The sequence below is a fragment of the Alteromonas sp. 4NS20-0143 genome (genome assembly GCF_057542855.1).
Window position 1 is genome coordinate 50,556 of sequence record NZ_BAAJLR010000006.1, and the last position, 19,974, is coordinate 70,529.

General features: G+C 45.0%; 17 protein-coding genes. 3 read left to right on the forward strand and 14 right to left on the reverse strand.

The annotated features are described in order from the left end of the window. Nucleotides 1–35: 35 nt before the first annotated feature. Nucleotides 36–1,004, reverse strand: a complete 969-nt coding sequence (locus AC27HD_RS13175; protein WP_032097721.1) for a carbohydrate kinase family protein — start codon at nucleotides 1,002–1,004, stop codon at nucleotides 36–38. A 394-nt stretch (nucleotides 1,005–1,398) separates the two neighbouring features. On the opposite strand from AC27HD_RS13175, the gene AC27HD_RS13180 reads away from it, so the two are divergent. Continuing rightward, nucleotides 1,399–2,535 carry an ROK family transcriptional regulator gene (locus AC27HD_RS13180; protein WP_052010369.1) on the forward strand — a complete coding sequence of 379 codons (1,137 nt, stop codon included), beginning with the start codon at nucleotides 1,399–1,401 and terminating at the stop codon, nucleotides 2,533–2,535. A 10-nt stretch (nucleotides 2,536–2,545) separates the two neighbouring features. After that, entirely contained in the window at nucleotides 2,546–3,487 is a 942-nt protein-coding gene (locus AC27HD_RS13185) for a homocysteine S-methyltransferase family protein (protein ID WP_032097791.1), read from the forward strand. Nucleotides 3,488–3,568: 81 nt separating this feature from the next. Here the strand turns inward: AC27HD_RS13185 and AC27HD_RS13190 are convergent, their stop codons facing one another. From AC27HD_RS13190 to ubiG, 6 genes are all read right to left on the reverse strand, one after another. After that, a complete protein-coding gene (locus AC27HD_RS13190; protein WP_235207849.1) occupies nucleotides 3,569–5,545 on the reverse strand; it encodes an alpha/beta hydrolase family protein in 1,977 nt (658 codons plus the stop codon). Nucleotides 5,546–5,726: 181 nt separating this feature from the next. After that, nucleotides 5,727–6,386, reverse strand: coding sequence for a glutathione S-transferase family protein (locus tag AC27HD_RS13195; RefSeq protein ID WP_487106437.1), 660 nt, complete (start codon nucleotides 6,384–6,386; stop codon nucleotides 5,727–5,729). Then, complete coding sequence (locus AC27HD_RS13200) at nucleotides 6,386–6,994, reverse strand: glutathione S-transferase family protein (RefSeq protein ID WP_487106439.1); 609 nt, start codon at nucleotides 6,992–6,994, stop codon at nucleotides 6,386–6,388. Before AC27HD_RS13200 ends, AC27HD_RS13195 begins: the two co-directional genes overlap by 1 nt. Nucleotides 6,995–7,109: 115 nt before the next feature. After that, entirely contained in the window at nucleotides 7,110–8,084 is a 975-nt protein-coding gene (locus AC27HD_RS13205; protein ID WP_032097718.1) for a lipase chaperone family protein, read from the reverse strand. Next, nucleotides 8,084–8,977 carry a lipase family alpha/beta hydrolase gene (locus tag AC27HD_RS13210; RefSeq protein ID WP_235207859.1) on the reverse strand — a complete coding sequence of 298 codons (894 nt, stop codon included), beginning with the start codon at nucleotides 8,975–8,977 and terminating at the stop codon, nucleotides 8,084–8,086. Before AC27HD_RS13210 ends, AC27HD_RS13205 begins: the two co-directional genes overlap by 1 nt. 461 nt (nucleotides 8,978–9,438) lie before the next feature. Then, nucleotides 9,439–10,191 (reverse strand): bifunctional 2-polyprenyl-6-hydroxyphenol methylase/3-demethylubiquinol 3-O-methyltransferase UbiG, encoded by a 753-nt coding sequence (ubiG, locus tag AC27HD_RS13215; protein ID WP_032097717.1) that lies wholly within the window; start codon nucleotides 10,189–10,191, stop codon nucleotides 9,439–9,441. 205 nt (nucleotides 10,192–10,396) lie between these two features. On the opposite strand from ubiG, the gene AC27HD_RS13220 reads away from it, so the two are divergent. Beyond that, nucleotides 10,397–10,756: a DUF2237 family protein gene (locus AC27HD_RS13220; protein ID WP_032097788.1), complete on the forward strand. Its 360-nt coding sequence runs from the start codon at nucleotides 10,397–10,399 to the stop codon at nucleotides 10,754–10,756. A gap of 115 nt (nucleotides 10,757–10,871) precedes the next feature. On the opposite strand, the gene AC27HD_RS13225 is transcribed toward AC27HD_RS13220, so the two are convergent. The 7 genes from AC27HD_RS13225 to hflK form a co-directional block, all read right to left on the reverse strand. Continuing rightward, nucleotides 10,872–12,302: an aldehyde dehydrogenase family protein gene (locus AC27HD_RS13225; protein WP_032097716.1), complete on the reverse strand. Its 1,431-nt coding sequence runs from the start codon at nucleotides 12,300–12,302 to the stop codon at nucleotides 10,872–10,874. Nucleotides 12,303–12,370: 68 nt separating this feature from the next. Continuing rightward, on the reverse strand, nucleotides 12,371–14,011 hold the full coding sequence (locus AC27HD_RS13230) for an acetolactate synthase large subunit (RefSeq protein WP_032097715.1): 1,641 nt from the start codon (nucleotides 14,009–14,011) through the stop codon (nucleotides 12,371–12,373). Between the two features lie 133 nt (nucleotides 14,012–14,144). Beyond that, nucleotides 14,145–14,558, reverse strand: a complete 414-nt coding sequence (locus tag AC27HD_RS13235; RefSeq protein WP_487106443.1) for a DUF4112 domain-containing protein — start codon at nucleotides 14,556–14,558, stop codon at nucleotides 14,145–14,147. Between the two features lie 152 nt (nucleotides 14,559–14,710). Further along, entirely contained in the window at nucleotides 14,711–15,790 is a 1,080-nt protein-coding gene (gene hemH / locus AC27HD_RS13240; RefSeq protein WP_487106445.1) for a ferrochelatase, read from the reverse strand. Nucleotides 15,791–15,975: 185 nt separating this feature from the next. Next, a complete protein-coding gene (locus tag AC27HD_RS13245; RefSeq protein WP_326938234.1) occupies nucleotides 15,976–17,577 on the reverse strand; it encodes an AbgT family transporter in 1,602 nt (533 codons plus the stop codon). 307 nt (nucleotides 17,578–17,884) lie between these two features. Further along, a complete protein-coding gene (gene hflC, locus AC27HD_RS13250; protein ID WP_032097712.1) occupies nucleotides 17,885–18,766 on the reverse strand; it encodes a protease modulator HflC in 882 nt (293 codons plus the stop codon). A 5-nt stretch (nucleotides 18,767–18,771) separates the two neighbouring features. After that, nucleotides 18,772–19,923, reverse strand: a complete 1,152-nt coding sequence (hflK, locus tag AC27HD_RS13255) for an FtsH protease activity modulator HflK (protein WP_032097711.1) — start codon at nucleotides 19,921–19,923, stop codon at nucleotides 18,772–18,774. Between the last annotated feature and the right edge of the window lie 51 nt (nucleotides 19,924–19,974).

Genomic DNA, 19,974 nt, shown 5'->3' on the forward strand with positions numbered 1-19,974 from the left:
TAGCCGTTAGCTTCGCTGTTACCTTGGCTATTTTGCTATTTCGCGATATCTTGCTGAGTAGGCAATGCACTAAACGCGCCGTATTGAGTTACGGTAAATGCACCACAGCGAATCGCAAACTCAGTGGCCTCGCTTACATTTTCAAAACTTGATGCCCAGCTATCAAATTCGTCAGCATTTTTAACTTTGGTTGATAGGTAATAAAGGAACCCACCGATAAAGGAGTCGCCTGCCGCCGTTGTATCTTTAACATCCATTTTGGGCGACGCTAACGTGCCGCTAAATGATGTCGTGATGTAGTGAATAGGCTCACCGCCGTCAGTCACCAATACCACTTTTACGCCGCTCTCAAGCCATTGTTGTACTTTCGCATCAGCATTTTCTGCACCGTATAGCTCGTCGAGCTCTTCACGGCTTGCCTTTAAAATGGAAACTCGTTTCGCTGCCGCATCTATTCTTGAAGGTGCATTAGCCGTGTCGTCCCAAAAAGCAGGGCGGTAATTGATATCTAAACACGCCATCATGCCCTCTTGGCGCGCCTTGTCTAAAATAAACTCCGTACCCGGTATTAACTCTGGACCGGCAAGAGAGCCTGAGCAAAAGTGCAGTACCGCATCTTTATTACAGTCGATAGTAGACAGGTCTTGCTCGGTAATGTGTTTATGCGCTGCATTATCCACATAAAAGTCGAACGAACGCTCACCGTCTTCATCTAGGTTCACAAACGCTAATGCTGTATTGCCTTGTGAGGTAGTCCATACAAAATCGGTATTAACTTTATAATGCTCAAGCATTTCTTTTAAAAAAGCGCCAAAGGTATCATCACCCACTTTTGATACCATAGCACTGTGTCCACCGAGCTGCGCAACTGCCACAGCAACATTGGCTGGCGCACCACCTGCATAGGGTTGAAAGGGCTTCATTGCCGGTATGTCACCGTCTTTTGGCGCCGCACCTTGGCTTAACATATCGATAAGTACTTCACCTAAACATAATATTTTCATACCAGCCTCACTCTATTCGTTATACATACAACCATAGTGCACACTTCACGTATCGCACTTTACGTTAATAAGTCGTTAATTAGTTATTCAATTGGGCATAGTATTGTCTTTCTTTTTAATTAAATCAACCTAATTGACTTAATTAAAATAAAGACAACAAAAATTGTATACTTTAGGTGAAGATTAGTGACCCATTGGTGTTTATAGGTTACATTCTGGTTCACGAGCACTGTTGGGTGTGTCAAACTTTTCGCCGTAAACTGTGTTAACAAACGCGATGGGAAAGCCTTATTTTTATTTAACATCACCAGGTAAAACTCACACCCAAAGCAAACTTCAATGTTTTAATAATTCTCATTGAACAACTACTTTTACACTAGAGAGCAAGTTAACTATGGCAACACATTTGGCAGATAATCGTTCGGACAATGAACGGGCCATCATCTCGCTGATTAATAAGCATAAAGAGTTACCAAAAGCTCAAATAGCTGAATTAACTGGCCTTTCTGCACAATCTGCCACGGTAATTATTAAAAAGTTAGAAAGCGACGGTTTGGTGTTACGCAATGCACCAATTAAGGGAAAAGTAGGGCAACCAAAGGTGCCTTTCAGCCTTAATGCCGACGGCGCGTTTGGCCTAGGCTTAAAAGTAGGTCGACGCAGTTTTGATATGACCCTTATAGATCTTTGTGGAAATGTTCGCGCTACCGTCAAAGAAAAGGTGGCTTATCCAACGGTTGATACGCTTATGTCGTTTACAGAACGCGCTATTAACATGTTGACGAAAAACATTGCTGCTGACCATTTACCTCGAATTCGCGGGTTAGGTGTGGCCATGCCCTTCGAAATTTGGACTTGGGCAGAAGAAGCCGGGGCACCGAAAGAAATGCTAGAACAATGGAAGCAATTCAACCCGACATTAGCACTAGAATCTCTTGTTTCTTTGCCAGTATTCGTTCGCAATGACGCGGCAGCCGCATGCAGTGCAGAAATGTCATTCGGTAATGCAGCCCATTTCTCGCACTTTTTGTATTTATTTGTAGGTACATTTCTTGGCGGTGGTGTGGTTATTAACGACACACTTTTTACGGGAAGATCGGGAAATGCCGGCGCGGTAGGTTCTTTACCATTTTTTAACGGCAATGAGGAACATCAACTTTTAACACAGTCTTCATTATATGTTTTAGAAAATACGCTTGATAATACTGGCGCAGAGGGCAGGCAAATTTACAGCTCTACCGAGTACTGGAACATAGAAGAGAGCGTGATTGATAATTGGGTTTACTCTGCAGCGCAAGGTCTTGCTTATGCAGCACAATGCGCGATGAGCTTACTTGACATTGATGGCGTTATCATTGACGGTGCGCTACCTAAGAGGGTTAAAACGCGACTTGTTGAGCAAACAAAAAATGAAATTGCCAAACGAGACATGCGAGGCATTACATCGCCGCGCATCATAGAAGGGCTAGTGGGAGCAAAAGCTCAATCCATTGGAAGCGCAAACCTTCCTTTAGTTGCAAATTATTATTGAAGAGCGAGTTATGACAGACCCCTTTGAATACATAGACATTTTAGACGGCGGAATGGGGCGAGAACTAGAGCGTGTGGGCGCTCCCTTCAAGCAGCCCGAGTGGTCCGCGCTATCGCTTATGCAGTCCCCTGAAAAAGTAGCGCAAGTTCATCGCCACTTTTTAGATGCCGGCGCTCAGATAATCACAACCAATGCCTATGCGATTGTGCCTTTTCATATTGGTGACGACGCATTTCAAGGGCAAAGTCTTTCTTTAGCTCAACGAGCCGCTCGTATTGCGAGACAAGAAATAGACGCGTTTGTCACTGAGCAGGACGCACAAGAAAAAAACACACCGCTACTTGCCGGCTGCATTCCACCTGCATTTGGCTCATATCGCCCCGATTTATTTGATAAAAGTCAGGTTGAAAACATTTTACGTCCCTTGATAAAAGGCCAGCAAGATGACGTGGATTTTTGGTTAATTGAAACCGTATCGTCAATTGAAGAAGCCAATGCCGTTGTCTCTATGCTAAGAGAATATTCTACTTTACCTATTTGGCTTTCTTTTTCTCTTGCCAATAGACACAGCGACTCAGAAACGCCAAAGCTTCGCTCTGAAGAGCCACTAGCCCACATTGCTGCAACACTTGATGGTGTTGATGCAGTTTTATTTAACTGCTCTCAACCAGAAGAAATGGAAGACGCCATTGCTATAACCCGTGAAATGAACAGTGGCATACGTATCGGTGCCTACGCCAACAGCTTCTCTGAGCGCAACCGTCAACATGAGGCTAATGCATTGCTTTCATCACTGCGCAACGATGTAACCCCAGAACAATACTTACATTATGCAAAAACGTGGGTTAACGCGGGAGCGTCGATCGTTGGAGGCTGCTGCGGAATTGGCCCTGAACATATAGAAGCATTATGGGACTATTTTAAAAACCCCTCCCCCAAAAAAAAGCAATAAGGGTCACCTATCGTCCTCTAGGTAATAAGAGGCCAGGATCAAAAAACGCCCTCATGGGGCGTTTTTTTCAATAAGAGCGTGCTAGCTCTTTAAGTTTTTATCCAGAAAGTTAATTAACCCCTGATAGAGCTCTCGCCTATCTTCCTCATCGAACACACCGTGGCCTGCCTGAGAATATTGAAGATACTCTGGCGGATTACCTGCTCTGATAAGCGCTTGAGACAGTGCTTCTGAGTTAATTTCTGGCACTCGTCTATCTTTAGACCCATGAATAAGCATTACATTCGCTTTGATTTTATCTGCATGGTACAAGGGCGAGTAGGCTTTTAATTGCTCTTTGTCGCTGCCCAATACACGCTTTAAATACGCTTTACCGCCCCAGTTATTAGGGATATCACTTTCTGTAAACATGTATTGCAAGTCGTAGATGCCCACATACCCAATTGTACACTCGTAAAGGTCTGGCTCTTTTACCGCAGACATCAGCGCCGCGTATCCACCGTAACTCGCTCCGTATGCACAAACGTTGTTTCCATCTACGTACTCTTTATCGATAGCCCATTTCACAGAGTCGTTGATATCATCAATCATTTTACCGCCCCACTCGCGATAACCTAACTTCTTGTACCTTTCTCCATAACCATCACTGCCGCGAAAGTTCACTTGTAAAACCGCGTAACCACGGCTGGCTAAAAACTGCGTTTCGCTGTTGTAGTCCCAGAAATCTCTGGTACCGCTTTGATGTGGACCGCCGTGGATCATCACCACTAAAGGAGGCTTTTCCTCACTTGATTGCTTTGGAAGGGTCAGGTAGCCATTAATTGTTTCGCCATCTGATACTTCAACGCTAATCGGCTTCATCGGCGCTAGTAATCTAGGGTCTATCCACGAGCTGTTTGCCCATATAAATTGCGCATCTAGCGTTTCACTATCGAATAGGTAGTACTCACCGGGGTTTACATCGCTGCGTACATGTACAAGTAGTGTTTTCCAATCTCTTGTATGACTAGCAATGGCAACAGTTTGATCGCCAAAAGCGTCGGCTAATAGCTTATGAATTTTTCGTGTTCTACTTTCTTCTTTCGCGTACACATATTCAGACTTATTCGGGTAAGTGACGCCCACTGCAGGCATACCATTTTCGTCATATAATACTTGCTCGATATCGGTAGCGTGAGAGTCAAAAATTTCAGTGTACTCTCCACTTTCAAGGTCTAGCTTAAAGTAGGTATAAATAACCTCTTCACCAGTAAAGCCTGATAAATAAACGAACTTCTCATCTTCACTTAAGCCTCGTGGAATTAGGTTTTGAGCTACGCTAAACGCATCGCCTAAGTTTTTCCATTCACTGTCGTTGCTATCTCGATATGCTGCGTGGAAGATGCCGCTTTCATCCTGCCAACGCATAAATAGAACCTGGCCATCTTTTGTTGCCAACGCGCTGCTGCGGTTGTGCGGCAGCACGTCTACTTTTCGCTTTCTACCTGTAGAGATATTTAACTTACTAATGATGGGCTGTTTTACTCGGTTGTCATAGTAAACATCGCCTTGCTTATCCCATGGATATTCAGTGATTAAAATATGTCTTTCATCATTTTCTAAAAGGCTTAGCACCTCTTGACTGGCCAACACATCATCTCGACTTGATAAACGGCTGCCTAGTTTTGCATCTCCTGCTCTATAGCCATAAAGCATTTCTGTTTTACTGCCATCAACATTCATAGCGAAAAGCTCACCAGTGGGTACTGGTCTATCATAAGAAAATTGCTTTTCAGCATATTCAAATAAAAGGCGCTCACTATTTACCCACGTGACACTATGGATAATGTCGTTATTTTGAGGACGAATCCCGCCGACAATCGCCATAGTATCTGTAGACAAAACACCAAGAATAACTTTGTTGTCTGCCCGTACCCGCGCAGCTAAATGCTTGCCGTCTGGGGAGAGCTGAAGATCGAGGTAATCACCGTGCTTGATAAAATAATCGAGGGGAAGCTGATCGTTTGCAGAAATAAATAAAGAATAAAAGGCCAAAATGGCCCCTAAAATCCGTCTCATAAATGTCCTTTTGACTTATTAGTAGGGCTTTTTTTTGTTGAATCTACATGACTGCCATGTTGTTTTCAATAACAGGCATAAGCCACCAAGTAATATTTAATGTTTTATTTTTTGGTGAGTTATGCCTGCAAAGACCCACTAAATGTGGTTAGCCATCTTAAGTGTTACTAACAAACTTGCACTACCGAGTTACCACGTTTTTTGCACCTTTCAGCAAAGCTTCTTTGTCTATTTTATTAGGGACTTCCACGCCGCGCCTCGCAGCGGGACGAGCTTCAATACTGTTCTTCCAACGAATGAGATTATCTAGCCCGTCTATGCTGGCTCCCGACCATTCGTAGGTTCTTACCCAGCACCAGTTTGCCATATCAGCAATACTGTAATCGTCAACCAAGTACTCGTGGTTGGCGAGGTGACCATCTAACACCGTAAACAGTCGACGTACTTCGTTTTGATAGCGATCGATAGCTATGGGCATTTTTTCTTCTAGGTATCGATAGAAAACATTGGCTTGTCCCATCATCGGCCCTACGCCGCCCATCTGAAACATCAACCATTGCAACACTTTGCTGCGCCCTTTCACATCACTGGGTAAAAACATACCGGTTTTTTCTGCTAGATAAATCATTATGGCGCCAGATTCGAAGACCACGTGGTCGTCTTCACTTTTATCCACAATTACCGGAATGCGACCGTTAGGGTTTTTAGCGAGAAACGATGCCGTTTTCTGTTCGCCCTTCAAGAGATTAACGGGCACAACAGAGTATTCTAATCCCATTTCTTCCAGTGCTACGGAGGCCTTCCAGCCATTCGGTGTTGCTGCTGTATATAGGTCAATCATTAGGCTTTGGCACTCACTCTGCTATTCACACTGTCATACCAACGAAGAAGGTTGGTTTGTTCATCTTTAATTCTAATATCAACAACCCGGGCAAAATCGATGGCACATAAGGCGGTTATGTCTGCTATCGAGAATGTGTCTCCTGCGATAAACGTATTGAGTTCTAACCTGCGCTCAAGAATATTGAGATACTTAGACGCATTAATACCCGCTTCTTTGCCATATTCCGGGACTGGCACCATACGATCTTTGAAATAGCCTGTGGTGTGCTGAAAACACATGCCAACTTGAAGCATAAGTGCCAGCTCTACTTGCCGTTGCCACATTGCTATAGTGCCTTTTTCAAGTGCACTACTTCCCATTAATGATGGCTCTGGGTGAAGCGCCTCAAAATAGGTACAAATTGCATCTGTTTCTGCAATGCATGTTCCATCGTCAAGCTCAAGAATAGGTATTTTACCAAGGGGGTTTTTCGCACGCATTTCTGCACTCAAGTTTTCACCTTTTTGGATATCGACCTGAACATAGTCCATATCGATACCTTTTTCGGCGAGAAACATGCGAACGCGACGGGGATTGGGTGCGGTTTTGGTTTCGTAAATTTTCATACTTATAGGGCCTTATTTGTTTTAAGTAGATTAGAACTTAGTAAAACAGGGATCAAATCACTCTAAATTAAGGTGAGTCTATTCAGTCACTGAATGGTTATACCTGTTTGCCCAATTATTGATTATTGCCGTTCACCACTACTCTAAGACGCTTAATTTCATTTTCTGTAAAATCCGAGGTCTCATATTCTCGTATCAATTTGCTGTATTCTTGCTTTGAAAGATTAGCGCTTTCCAGCTTTTTAATATGTGCGCGGTAATCTTCTACTTTTTGTTCCCACGCGCCCTGCTTTTCCCACAATGTATTAAAACGCTCGGCCACTTCATAACCAAATTCAGCGCTTATTGCGCTAAAGCGAGAATTGTTATCACGGTATTGCTGCTTTATTTGTTGAATTCTGTGCATATCAACCGTCGGCTTAAAGGCTTTACTATCGCTTGCAATAGCGAGAGATTCGACGATGGTGTTCTTTTTTTCCTCACGAGTAAGGGTGTTGTCTTGGGCTATGGCAAGCCTTGCTAGCGCATCGTTATCAGAGGCCGCATCACTACCAAATAAATATTCATACTCTTGATGACTGAAAAACTGCCGTCGTAAATCATATCGGGCGTCTAGCTTTTCCTGAACACTTTTGAGTGATGTGTGATCCGTATCTATTTCTACATCTTCGCTGGCTAATGCCACTTTGTAGTTAACAAAACGGGAAAACAAGTCTACTGCGTAATCATGGGTATCTTTGGTATGTAGCGATTCACTGTGGGTCACATAGGCAATTTGTACGGCCAACGGCGCTTGCTCAGCGTGTTCTGCAATAAAGAGCTCGAACCTGTCCTTTACCCAAATATTTAGCACAAATGGAATGAGGTTTTTGGTATTTTCACCTTCAGCAGTGGATGAGGCTGCCTTACTTGCAGCAGTGCTTTTTACAGCAGCGTGTAACGATGGGGATCCGCCGTTGCTAGTGGTGCTTTGTGGGTCTGAAGTAGACACCACAGAAGTTTCTGTATCGCTCTGTGGTGTAGCAACCGTCAGTAACACAACAATGATAAGGAGGGCTAATAGCCCCCCTCCTATAACCGCCGCTTTCACTACAGCCCTTGACGTTTCAGTCTGTTAGCCTGCTGCACGAACACATTCACTGGGTTGGTTTCAAACCAGTGGGTAATACCAAAACTTTGATTAACCTCATCAAGATGGTTCATTCTGTAGTTATCTCGCAGTACTTTACCTAAGTGAGAGCTACAGGTAGCCACTAATCCATCATTGGCTTCGTTAAATGCAGTGCCGGTAATGGCTAAGAAAGGGTCAACAACGTCAAGGGCATTGGTAAAAGTTTTACCTCCACTCCATGAATAATAATACACCCCATTTTCCGCCAGCATTTTGCCATCATTTCTGCAGTACGCCGATGGCATACCCTCTGGGTAGCGTTGATTAAATCTCACGGTTTCATCCGTTGATAACGAATTCAACGCAGCAATAGCGTCGGTGGGTTTGTCTCTAGGATCTGACCCCGAGGCAAACTCAATAATGTTGGCAAACGCGTTGACAACAACTCCAGCAGCATCTTCTTGAAAAGAATCTTCAGCAATAGCATTACGCAGTTGGTCTGCGACTTTACTGCCCCAATTCACACCGCCTACTGAGCTTACTGAAGCAACCTTATCTGGTGCAACGCTTGCCGCATAGCGTGCAGTTGGACCACCGTGGCTGTGCCCAATCAAATTCACTTTTTCAGCGCCTGATAATGCAAGCACTTCGTCTATATAGTTCAATAACTGCTCACCACGCACTTCCGTTGAGTTTGCAGGTGATACTTCGGCAATGTAAACAACGGCACCATTGCGTGTCAGCTTTTGCGGTACTTTGTAGAAGTAATCTACAAATAAGATATCTTCAAACCCAAATAGGCCATGTACTAGCACTATAGGGTATTTTGTTTTTGCGTATGTGGATGCTGAAGCATGGCTGGCAAATGCCATGCAAATCACAGCGAGTAGTAGTGACACTCTTTTAATTGTTTTCATGTGTTCCCCTTTAATCGCACGACCTTCACTCGTATCGACCTTCTATTCCACGACCTTTTATCGAACGAATTAGAATCGTATCAACCTTTAATCTCATTGAGCCGGCCTTTATGAACGGCAAATGTCCAAACAGGTCCGATGTCAGACCTTTGTTATGATTATGTAAATATATTGTAAATATCAAGGGAGGAGAAAAATAATTAATATGCAGAAAAGAGATATTCGAGGTGATTTAAGCAATACGGAGGCAGTGAATATCTAATAATCAGTAAGTTATAACAATTGCAGCGTATGACTATCCATACTATTTTTACTATGGATAGTGACCATTCGCTATGAATATACCCACTAGGGTAAACTGTCAATTTCTACGAAAAGTGTTACGTCAGCGGTGTTTTAAACGAGGTGCACGAAAGCTACTGTTGATGCGCATAAGCCTGAATATAATTCACCGCGAGGCTTGATGTAGTATGCCACGTTGAAGTGAACGGATTGAGTTTCATGCCCACTTGATGCTGTACTTTAAAGTCGTCGCCCACCCAATTAATAAGCTCTTTAGGGGTGACAAACTTGCGCCAGTCATGAGTACCGATAGGCAGGTAGCGCATAACGTATTCAGCGCCAACAATAGCAATAACGAAACTTTTCACCGTTCTGTTTAGCGTCGCTAATATTAGCAGTCCACCGGGTTTCACCATGCTAGCGCACTCATTGATTAGCTGCTTTTGATCTGGCACATGTTCAACCACCTCTGCATTAATCACCACGTCAAACTGTCGACCCTCTTTAACGACCTCGCTAGAGAGTTGATGGCGATATTCCACATCCACATTACTTTGCTTAGCGTGACGTTTAGCCACCTGTACGCTTACTGCGCTGGCATCAATACCCGTGACCGTTGCGCCTTTTGACGCTAGTGGTTCACTGATTAGGCCGCCGCCACTGCCAATATCAATGATTGATAGGTTAGAAAAGGGTGTCGAGCTCTCTTGGCATGTAAAGTGTGAGCGTATTTGGGACTCGATAACGTCAAGTCTCGCATTGTTAAAGTCTAGCGCCGTTTTAAATTTACCTTTTGGATCCCACCAGGTTTCAGCAAGTGCATCAAATCTAGCTATTTCCTCTTGAGAAAAGTTGACGTTGCCGCTTTTGGTGCTTTTATCCAACATGTATGTGTTACCTCAAGTTCGTATTTCGAAAAGCATGTTTCGAAACTCATATTTTGAGAAGCGTATCTCAAAAAGCGTATCTCGAAAAATGGAGTGTACAAAAAGGGGTTATCAAAATGATGTGTAAAAAGGGATGCATCCCTTTTTACACAAAACCGTATACACTCTAGATTTACTAGATACGCAATTAGCGAGGTATTTGATTTTGGCGAATGCAAAAAATGTTTATGGCAGACCGCTTCAGCTTTGCTGCGGCAACGCCGGTTTTACGAGAGAAGGCTTTTGCTATGTGCCTTCGGCTGATGTGGGCAATCATAGCGTATGTGCAGTAGTAACAGATGAGTTTTTACAATTCTCTTTGCGCCAGGGTAATGACCTTATAACGCCGTGGCCGAGCATGGAATTTTCGGGCCTACTAGCGGGCGACAGATGGTGTTTATGTGCAAGTCGATGGCTACAAGCTTATGAAGCTGGTGTGGCACCTACCGTGCGTCTAGAGGCTACACATGAAAAAGCGTTGGACGTTATTCCGCTAGCGATACTTGAAGAGTATGCAGCAACCTAATTTTATCGAAAAATGACATGTTAAAAACATGTCTTTCTCGAAATGTAGCATTATCAGCTTATACAAAGCACAAAAAATTAAGGCGCTTGTTAGCGCCTTAATTTTAGCTCTACAATTATTGCGGCGTTCGCAACACCATCAGCCGTGTCTCTGACATATCCTCGATGGCGTAACGTATGCCTTCTCTGCCCAAACCAGAGTCTTTCACTCCGCCATAAGGCATATTATCTACGCGCCAGCTTGGTACATCACCAATGACAACACCACCAACATCTAGCTCGTTCCATGCCTTATGTGCTTTATAAATATCTCGGGTAAACACCCCAGCCTGCAGTCCATAACGACTGTTATTAACTTCATCTAGCGCCTCTTCATAACTATCAAAAGAGTAAAGCACTGATAGCGGACCAAACGCTTCTTCCGCGCTAGCATCACAGTCTTTGGGTACCCCTTCCATTACCGTTGCATCAAGCATGGCACCGTCTCTGGTACCGCCACACAGAATTTTTCCGCCTGCTTTTTCAGCGTCAATAATCCAGTCGTGAAGTCGCTCTGCCTCGCCCTCAGAAATCATTGGCCCAATAAAGGTATCTTCACTCGACGGGTCTCCACTGACCAGCGCTTTTACTTTTTCAACGAAGCGCGTTTTAAAGTCTTCATAAATGGCGCTGTGTACCAGTAGCCTTTGCACACTGATACAGCTTTGACCTGACTGATAGTACGCACCAATGATAATACGCTCTACGGCATCATCAAGGTCGGCATCCTCATCTACAATACATGCAGCGTTGCCACCTAGTTCTAACACTACCGGCTTTTTACCCGCTTTGGCCTTGAGGGCCCAACCTACATCAGGGGAACCTGTGAAACTAAGCAGTTTCAAGCGCTCGTCTGTTGTAAAAAGGTCTGCGCCATCTCTGCTGCAAGGCAAAATAGAAAACGCCCCTTTGGGTAGTGCGGTTTCAGCTAGCACTTCACCAATAATAAGTGCACCGATGGGTGTGCGTGACGCAGGCTTAAGCACAAATGTACAACCCGCTGCAATAGCGGGGGCCACCTTGTGCGCCGCTAAATTAAGGGGAAAGTTAAAGGGAGAAATAAACGAACAAGGCCCTATTGGCACCTTCTTCGTCATACCTTGATACCCTTTGGCTTTAGCTGAAATTTCTAAATTAACCACTTCGCCATTAATGCGAACCGATTCCTCAGCAGCAATTTTAAACGTGTCGATAAGGCGACTTACCTCGCCTTTCGCATCTTTAATTGGCTTGCCCGCTTCTATACACAGCGCTTGTGCAAGCTCATCGGCGCGCTCTTGAAACCGCTTTACACAATGCTCTAGCACTGCTTGGCGCTCGTAAGGTGCCATTGCGGTCATTGCTGGCTGGGCGGCTTCTGCCGCCGCAATGGCCTTGTCGATGGTATCGGCGTCGGCGATGGCAACCTGAGTGGCTACCTCACCGGTATATTTATTTGTCACGTCAAGATTAGTATTAGCGTAACACGCCTCGCTGGCGAGGTAGTACGGATAGCTTTCCTTTAACATATTGGCTCCTTCTGTTTTGCTTTGCTGTTTTAAATTGCTGCATGCAGTTGCTAATTAAGCGCGCAATATCACAACTTAGCACTGAGTTCTTTAATGGTATGGTTGAGCGTTTCATCGTTCATGCTGTAATCAATGGGACAATCGATGATGTGAACGCCCGGGGTCTGTAAACAGCGCTCAACCATGGGAATAAGCACGTCGGTGTCATCCACTCTCCAGCCCTGCGCACCGTAGCTTTGAGCGTATTTGACAAAATTGGGATTGCCATAGTCCAACCCAAATTCGTCGAACGCCATATTCGCCTGCTTCCATTTGATCATGCCGTAGGCGTCATCTCGTAAAATGATCACCACGAGATCAAGTTTAAGCCTTACGGCGGTTTCTATTTCTTGGCTATTCATCATAAAACCACCGTCGCCGCATACACTTAGCACGGGAACGTCTGGGTTCACTAATTTTGCAGCCATTGCAGATGGTAATCCGGCGCCCATACTGGCTAACGCATTGTCGAGTAAAAGGGTATTGGGGTGATAAGCGGGATAATTACGAGCAAACCAAATTTTATAGATACCGTTATCAAGGGTCACAATGCCGTTGTCGGGCATCACCTTTCTAATATCTCTCACAAAGCGCTCTGGCAATATTGGAAAACGATTGTCGTCTTCGGCCTCTGCACGATGATGCACATAAGCTTCATGAACGTCTTTGTAAAAATCGAGCTTCCAGTCCTTTTGCGGCGTAATTTCTTCTTTGATTTGCCAAATGCTATTAGCAATGTCGCCAACAACTTCAAGCTGCGGGAAATACACAGGGTCCACTGCAGCGGGGTCGAAGTTAACATGAATCACTTTTTTATCGTTGTGATGCATAAAGAAGGGCGGCTTCTCTACCACGTCATGGCCTACATTAATAATAAGGTCTGCCCGCTCGATAGCGCGATGTACAAAGTCACCGTCCGATAGGGCCGTGTTGCCGGCAAATCGCGGGTCGCTCTCGTTAAGCACGCCTTTACCCATTTGCGTGGTCACAAATGGAATACAGGTTTTATCCACAAATTCGCGGAGCATTTTAGCGGTAAGCTTTCGATTAGCACCGGCACCAATTAATAGCAGTGGCGAAGTTGCATTTTCTATCATGGATACAGCAGAAGACACCGCTTTATATTCCGCAATAGGTCGTCTTGCCACACTTGGCTCTAAGAGGTGCGCGGTAGTTTGTTCAGCAGCGATGTCCTCTGGTAGTTCAATGTGAACCGCACCAGGTCGCTCTTGGTGAGCCAGTCGAAATGCTTCCCTTACCGTTGAGGGTATTCTGTCACCGCTGACTACTTGCGTGGTAAATTTGGTGATAGGACGCATCATGTCCACAATATCGATGACTTGAAAGCGCCCCTGCTTGCTGGTTTTAATAGGTTTTTGGCCCGTTATCATCAACATGGGCATAGCGCCAAGTTGCGCGTAGGCAGCGGGCGTGACTAAATTCGTTGCTCCTGGGCCAAGTGTGGCCAGACACACACCTACCTTACCGGTTAATCGCCCGTAGGTAGCGGCCATAAAGCCAGCACCCTGCTCGTGTCGCGTAAGCACAAGCTTAATGGATGAGGAACGCAATGATTCAAGCAGGTCTAAATTTTCTTCACCTGGAATGCCGAACACGTACTCAACGCCTTCGGCCTCAAGTGCCTTCACAAATAAATCAGACGCTTTCATATACCACACACTCCTTTGTTGAATAAAATTCAAATAGTGCCTATTGCTACGCACTTAAGCCAAAAATCGATTGGTGTGGTTATAACAATAGGTGAATTGTGGTGTTTGTGCCCAATGAACGTGGAATTTGTACCTAGCTATTTTGCTGTTCAGCTTCCCATTGTTCGAGCTTTTCTTTGGTGGCTGCATCTACCGATGCTTTATTCTCACTTATCCACCAGCGTTCCATTACTCGCACATTTTTTTGATTTGCTTTGTAAAACACGTCGATGATGTCGCCAACAAAGGGAATAAAACCTAAACCAAAATCGATGGCAGAATTTTTTACCATCTGAGCAACTAAGGCGCTTGGCATACCAAGAGATTTACCAAGCCAAACAATGCGCAAAGAAACGAATAACATGAGTGCATCACCTGCACCAGGGATTAGGCCGACAATAGAATCCAAGCCAATTTTGATAGGGATGAAAGGGAGTTTAATCGCAGTATCTAATAAGTTGGCGAGCTTTTGCGCCTTCAGTAATGCCGGTGGTACTTTAACGTCCATATTCACTCCTTTTTGGGCATACTGCCCTGATGTAAATTAACAATGAGGCATTAACATTACCATGCCCCATTTGAATAACCAGAGCTCAAACCAAGCCCTATATTTTAGGGCCTATAATAAGACAAATACTTCGGGGCGCTATTTCTTTGAGCTTACACTTCAGAACCTAGCGCCTTGGCTAATCCTGCGCGCACCGAATTGTCAGATTCCACTGTCCAACCGTGAAGGTTTTCTTGGACAATATCAAATAACACATCGATGTGTTCTTCGTCGCTATTTAGCGCGTCAATATATTCATAACGCTCTCCGCCTGCTTCCATGAAGTACTCGTGGTTCTCTTCGCCTATCTCTTCAATAGTTTCTAGACAGTCAGCGGAAAAGCCCGGGCACATCACTTGGATTGACTTAACCCCTTTGCCAGGAAGCCCTTTTAACGTTTCGTCAGTGTACGGCTTTAACCATTCTTCTCGCCCAAAGCGGGATTGGAATGTCGTCATGTATTCATCATGAGATAGACCGAGCTTTTCAGCAAGTAAGCGTGATGTTTTGTGGCATTCGCAGTGATACGGGTCGCCATTCATCAAGTAGCGCTTAGGAATACCATGGTAAGAAAGAATTAGCTTATCGGCACGACCGTGTTGTTCCCAGTGTGCTTTCACTTTATTGGCAAGGGCCTCGATAAAGTTACTTCTATCATTGTAGTGGTTGATAAAACGCAGTTCAGGTAACCAACGTCTTTTCGTAAAGTCATTTGCTATCGCATCGAACGTAGAGCCTGTAGTGGATGCACTGTATTGAGGATAAAGGGGCAGCACTACCAGTTTTCTCACCCCGTTTTCTAACATCTTATCAATAGTATCGCTGATGGCTGGTTGACCGTAACGCATAGCAAAATCGACAATAACATCATCACCGTACTTTTCTTTACAGCGCTGCGCGATAGCTTCTGACTGGGCTTTTGTAATTGATAGTAATGGTGAGCCTTCATCTGTCCATACCGTTGAGTAAGCTTCGGCAGAACGCTTCGGGCGAATATTCAAAATAACCATATTTAGAATAAACCACCAAATAATACGAGGCACTTCCACAACTCGCGGATCTGATAAAAACTCTTTCAGATAAGGGCGTAGCGCTTGCTTAGTTGGTGCTTGTGGAGTACCTAAGTTGGTCACCAGCACGCCAATCTTATCCGCCTGGGAGTGAGTAAAACCTTTATTCGATTTGTATTTCATTAAAAGCAGTCCGAAAAGTACAACGTAATGACACTATTATACTGAATTAAGGACCGTTATGATCTCTTGTACGCCTATAAATACGCAATTGCGTTGATAGGATATTAAGATTAAAACAAAAAGGGCGCGAGATAAAATCTCACGCCCTTTTCTGACAAACACTTATCACTTTCAGAGGTTAAAGGCTAAGGCTGATAGTAGGTTGCAGCACCTGGCCCTACCGGCATACCTAGTAAGAAGACCCATACGTAAAACAAGATAGTCCACCCAATAACAAATACCATTGAATAAGGCAGCATCATTGCGATGAGTGTACCCATTCCTAAATCTTTCTTATACCGCGCTGCCATGGCTAATATAAGCCCGAAATAACTCATCATAGGTGCGATAACATTGGTCACTGAGTCACCAATTCTATACGCCGCCTGAATAACTTCAGGCGCATAGCCAATCAGCATAAGCATGGGAACGAAGATAGGGGCGGTAACAGCCCACTGTGCTGAAGCACTGCCTAGTGAAAGATTGACCACGCCACACATCAAAATAAACAGGATAAATACAGAGGGCCCATCTAAGCCAGCGGCTTGTAATAGCGCCGCGCCTTTTACAGCCAATACCGTGCCTAAGTTTGTCCATTTGAAAAATGCTACAAACTGAGCGGCGAAAAACACTAACGTAATGTATAACCCCATTGCGCCCATGCTTTTTGACATAGCGTCGATAACGTCTTTATCGCCTTTCATAGAGCCTGTCACCTTGCCATAGACAAAGCCGGGAACCGCAAAGGTGATAAAAATAAAGGCGACAATGCCTTTTAGGAAGGGAGAACCCGCAACTTCGCCTGTCTCAGGATGGCGCAAGATGCCATTTTCAGGAACCACCGTAAGTGCCAAAATAGCGCACACTAGGGCAAATGAAATACCTGCCCAACGCAATCCTTTCTTCTCAAGGTCGGTAGGCGCATCCATTGACTGACTGCCTAGGTCGATAGACGCTTCAGAAGGGTCATATTGCCCAAGTCGCGGCTCAACCACCTTTTCAGTAACCAGCGCGCCCATTGTAGCCACCACAAAGGTACTGATAAACATGAAGTACCAGTTTACTTCAGGGCCAACCGCGTAGTCTGGGTCTATCATGTGCGCCGCTGCTTCGGTTATACCAGAAAGAAGTGGATCCACTGTGCCCAGCAGCAAGTTGGCACTGTATCCCGCCGATACGCCAGCAAAGGCTGCCGCCAAGCCCGCTAAGGGGTGTCGTCCTAGAGAGTGAAATATCATTGCCGCAAGGGGGATCAGAACAACATAGCCCAGCTCAGATGCGGTATTTGACACGATACCCGCAAACACCACAGCAAAAGTCACAGCGCGTTTAGACGCATTCATCACGAGTGCCCGCATGGCCGCCGAAAGCAGCCCAGAGTGCTCCGCTACCGATACGCCAAGTAGCGCAACCAATACCGTTCCAAGTGGAGCAAAACCAGTGAAGTTGGTCACTAAGCCCGTCACAATGCGCTGCAGTCCCTCTGCGCTCATTAACGAGATAACTTCAATCATTCCATCAGCTTCTCGGCCTTTGGCACCCTCTGGGCGAGGGTCGACCACAGCTAAGTCAAAATAACCGAGAATACCGCTAAGTAAGACGATAAATAGCGATAGCAGTGCAAACAGGGTGACGGGGTGTGGAAGTAAATTCCCTAACCATTCTACCGTTGCCAGAAACCGCGAAAATAAACCACCTTGTCCGCCATTATTATCGGCAGACTTTATTTGTTTGTTGTCCGTTGTCAAAACGTTCCCTCTGTCGTTATAACGTGCCTGCTTAATATACTCGTTGCTGGGAAGGCAAAGATGCGTTGTGTGATATGCATAAAGCAACAAAGATCACGGCGTAGTTAGCGGCACTTTTATTGTAAATTCCATGGCATTTTATCGGATTTAACACGAATTTGGCAGAGCGAGGTATAAATGAGGTGTTTAGTGCTCAAAGACACGGCGTCAGAAATTCCAATATTTGACTTTTAAACAAGCACTTAGCACTTTACAGAAGACACAAAAAAGCCAGCTCGAAGGCTGGCTTTTCAAAGCATAAATTAACTTATTTAGCTTGTGATTGGTTCATATATTTGAAGAAATCACTGTCTGGCGCAATAACCATGACGTCTTGCTTACTAGAGAAACTCTTTTTGTAGGCATCCATACTGCGAAGGAAGCTGTAAAAATCTGAATTTTTCGAGTACACGTCAGCGTATATTTGCGCTGCTAGAGCGTCACCTTCACCGCGTAGCTGTCTCGCATTACGCTCGGCATCAGCAAGCATTACCGTCACTTTCGCGTCGATGTTTGCGCGGATCACTTCCGCTTGCTCTTGACCTTCCGAACGGTGCTCACGAGCAACAGCTGCACGCTCGGCACGCATACGCTGGAAAATAGAGTTACTGACTTCTGTTGGCAGGTTAATTTGCTTCACTCGCACATCAACAATCTGTATACCCAGCTCGTCAGATGACGTAGACGCTTGCTCCATTGCTTGGTTCATTAGCGCTGAGCGCTCGCCTGAAACAATTTGCGCAATAGTTCTAGTACCAAACTCTGAACGCAGACCGTTATTCACTTTTTGCTTCAGTAGTGCTTCGGCTTGTAGCTTGTTGCCACCCGTAGATAGGTAGTAACGAGCAAAGTCGTCGATGCGCCATTTCACGTATGAGTCAACAATCAGATCTTTCTTCTCACTGGTTACAAAACGATCCGGCGAGCCATCTAGCGTTTGAATACGCGCATCTAAACGACGCACAGAATCAATAAACGGTAGTTTAAAGTGTAAGCCTGGCGTAAATACTCGTGTCTCGCCAGTGGCTTCATCACGCTGTATTTTACCGAATTGGATTACAATAGCTCGTTCGCCCTCTTTAACGGCAAACAGAGAACCCGACGCCAATAGGACTAGGAGAACGACAACAGCAATAATTATGTTTTTCATAGCGATTATCTCCCTTCTCTAAATGATTCGCCGCGCAAACCGGATGTCGGAGTACTGTTAAGGTTACGACCGCCTTCATTCGTTACCGGCATTTGTAGTCCTTCCAGCGTACTTCTCGACGTTGGCTTAGCATTCTCACGCTGACGGTCCATGATCTTATCAAGTGGTAGATACATCATGTTGTTACCGCCCTTACTGTCCACAAGGATTTTGCTAGAGTTACTCAGCACTTCTTCCATTGTTTCAAGGTAAATACGCTCACGGGTTACCACAGGCGCACGCTCAAACTGAGGCAGCAACTCTTCAAAGCGTGCTACTTCACCTTGGGCTTCCAAGGTAACGCGTTCTTTGTATGCTTGCGCTTCTTCATTCATACGATTGACCTGACCACGCGCTCGTGGCTCAATCTCTCTTGCATATGCTTCAGCTTCACGGATGAAACGTTGCTCATCTTCCTGTGCCGCTATCGCGTCATCAAATGCATCTTTAACTTGCTCTGGCGGACGGGCATCCCTGAAGTTCATATCAATAATTGATACACCCATGTTGTAGGGTTCAATAATACCTTGAAGCTCTTCCCACACACGTTGGCGAGTTAGCTCACGACCGTCTGTTAGCACGTCGTCCATTCTAGAATGACCAACAACATAGCGAATTGCGCTGTCTAATGACTGACTTAAGCTACGGTCTGGATCTTCTACTGCGAACGTCCAGCGAACAGGGTCAACAACGCGAAACTGCATTTCCATTTGAACACTGACCACGTTCTCGTCTTCGGTCAGCATTGAACCTGATGAAGATTGATCTCTGATAGACTGAACGTCTACCGGTATCACAGAGTCGATAAACGTTGGGGCCCAGCGTAAACCTGGCTCCACTTGTTTATGATACTCACCAAAACGCAAAACAACGCCTTGCTCAGCCTCTCTAATAGTGTAAAAGCCGCTTATAACCCAAATGGCTATAAGTAGCCCAGCTAAAATACCAGCACCGATACCGCCTAGGCTTTTACCTGAACCGCCACCATTGCCACCTGATTTACCAAACTTACCGAATAAGTTTTTAAATACATCATCTAAATCTGGGGGACCTTGCTCTCGGCCTCCGCGATTCTTCCACGGGTCGTTTTTATTGCCACCCGGCTCATTCCAAGCCATGCTGATACTCCATAGATTACAGTTTTATTTTTTAAGTTCGCATGCATTATC

What these genes read in the sequence shown, in the direction of transcription:
- AC27HD_RS13175 (WP_032097721.1), bottom strand. Translation starts at nt 1,004, where the DNA reads ATGAAAATATTATGTTTAGGTGAAGTACTTATCGATATGTTAAGCCAA.
- AC27HD_RS13180 (WP_052010369.1), top strand. Translation starts at nt 1,399, where the DNA reads ATGGCAACACATTTGGCAGATAATCGTTCGGACAATGAACGGGCCATC.
- AC27HD_RS13185 (WP_032097791.1), top strand. Translation starts at nt 2,546, where the DNA reads ATGACAGACCCCTTTGAATACATAGACATTTTAGACGGCGGAATGGGG.
- AC27HD_RS13190 (WP_235207849.1), bottom strand. Translation starts at nt 5,545, where the DNA reads ATGAGACGGATTTTAGGGGCCATTTTGGCCTTTTATTCTTTATTTATT.
- AC27HD_RS13195 (WP_487106437.1), bottom strand. Translation starts at nt 6,386, where the DNA reads ATGATTGACCTATATACAGCAGCAACACCGAATGGCTGGAAGGCCTCC.
- AC27HD_RS13200 (WP_487106439.1), bottom strand. Translation starts at nt 6,994, where the DNA reads ATGAAAATTTACGAAACCAAAACCGCACCCAATCCCCGTCGCGTTCGC.
- AC27HD_RS13210 (WP_235207859.1), bottom strand. Translation starts at nt 8,977, where the DNA reads ATGGCATTTGCCAGCCATGCTTCAGCATCCACATACGCAAAAACAAAA.
- ubiG (WP_032097717.1), bottom strand. Translation starts at nt 10,191, where the DNA reads ATGTTGGATAAAAGCACCAAAAGCGGCAACGTCAACTTTTCTCAAGAG.
- AC27HD_RS13225 (WP_032097716.1), bottom strand. Translation starts at nt 12,302, where the DNA reads ATGTTAAAGGAAAGCTATCCGTACTACCTCGCCAGCGAGGCGTGTTAC.
- AC27HD_RS13230 (WP_032097715.1), bottom strand. Translation starts at nt 14,011, where the DNA reads ATGAAAGCGTCTGATTTATTTGTGAAGGCACTTGAGGCCGAAGGCGTT.
- AC27HD_RS13235 (WP_487106443.1), bottom strand. Translation starts at nt 14,558, where the DNA reads ATGGACGTTAAAGTACCACCGGCATTACTGAAGGCGCAAAAGCTCGCC.
- hemH (WP_487106445.1), bottom strand. Translation starts at nt 15,790, where the DNA reads ATGAAATACAAATCGAATAAAGGTTTTACTCACTCCCAGGCGGATAAG.
- hflC (WP_032097712.1), bottom strand. Translation starts at nt 18,766, where the DNA reads ATGAAAAACATAATTATTGCTGTTGTCGTTCTCCTAGTCCTATTGGCG.
- hflK (WP_032097711.1), bottom strand. Translation starts at nt 19,923, where the DNA reads ATGGCTTGGAATGAGCCGGGTGGCAATAAAAACGACCCGTGGAAGAAT.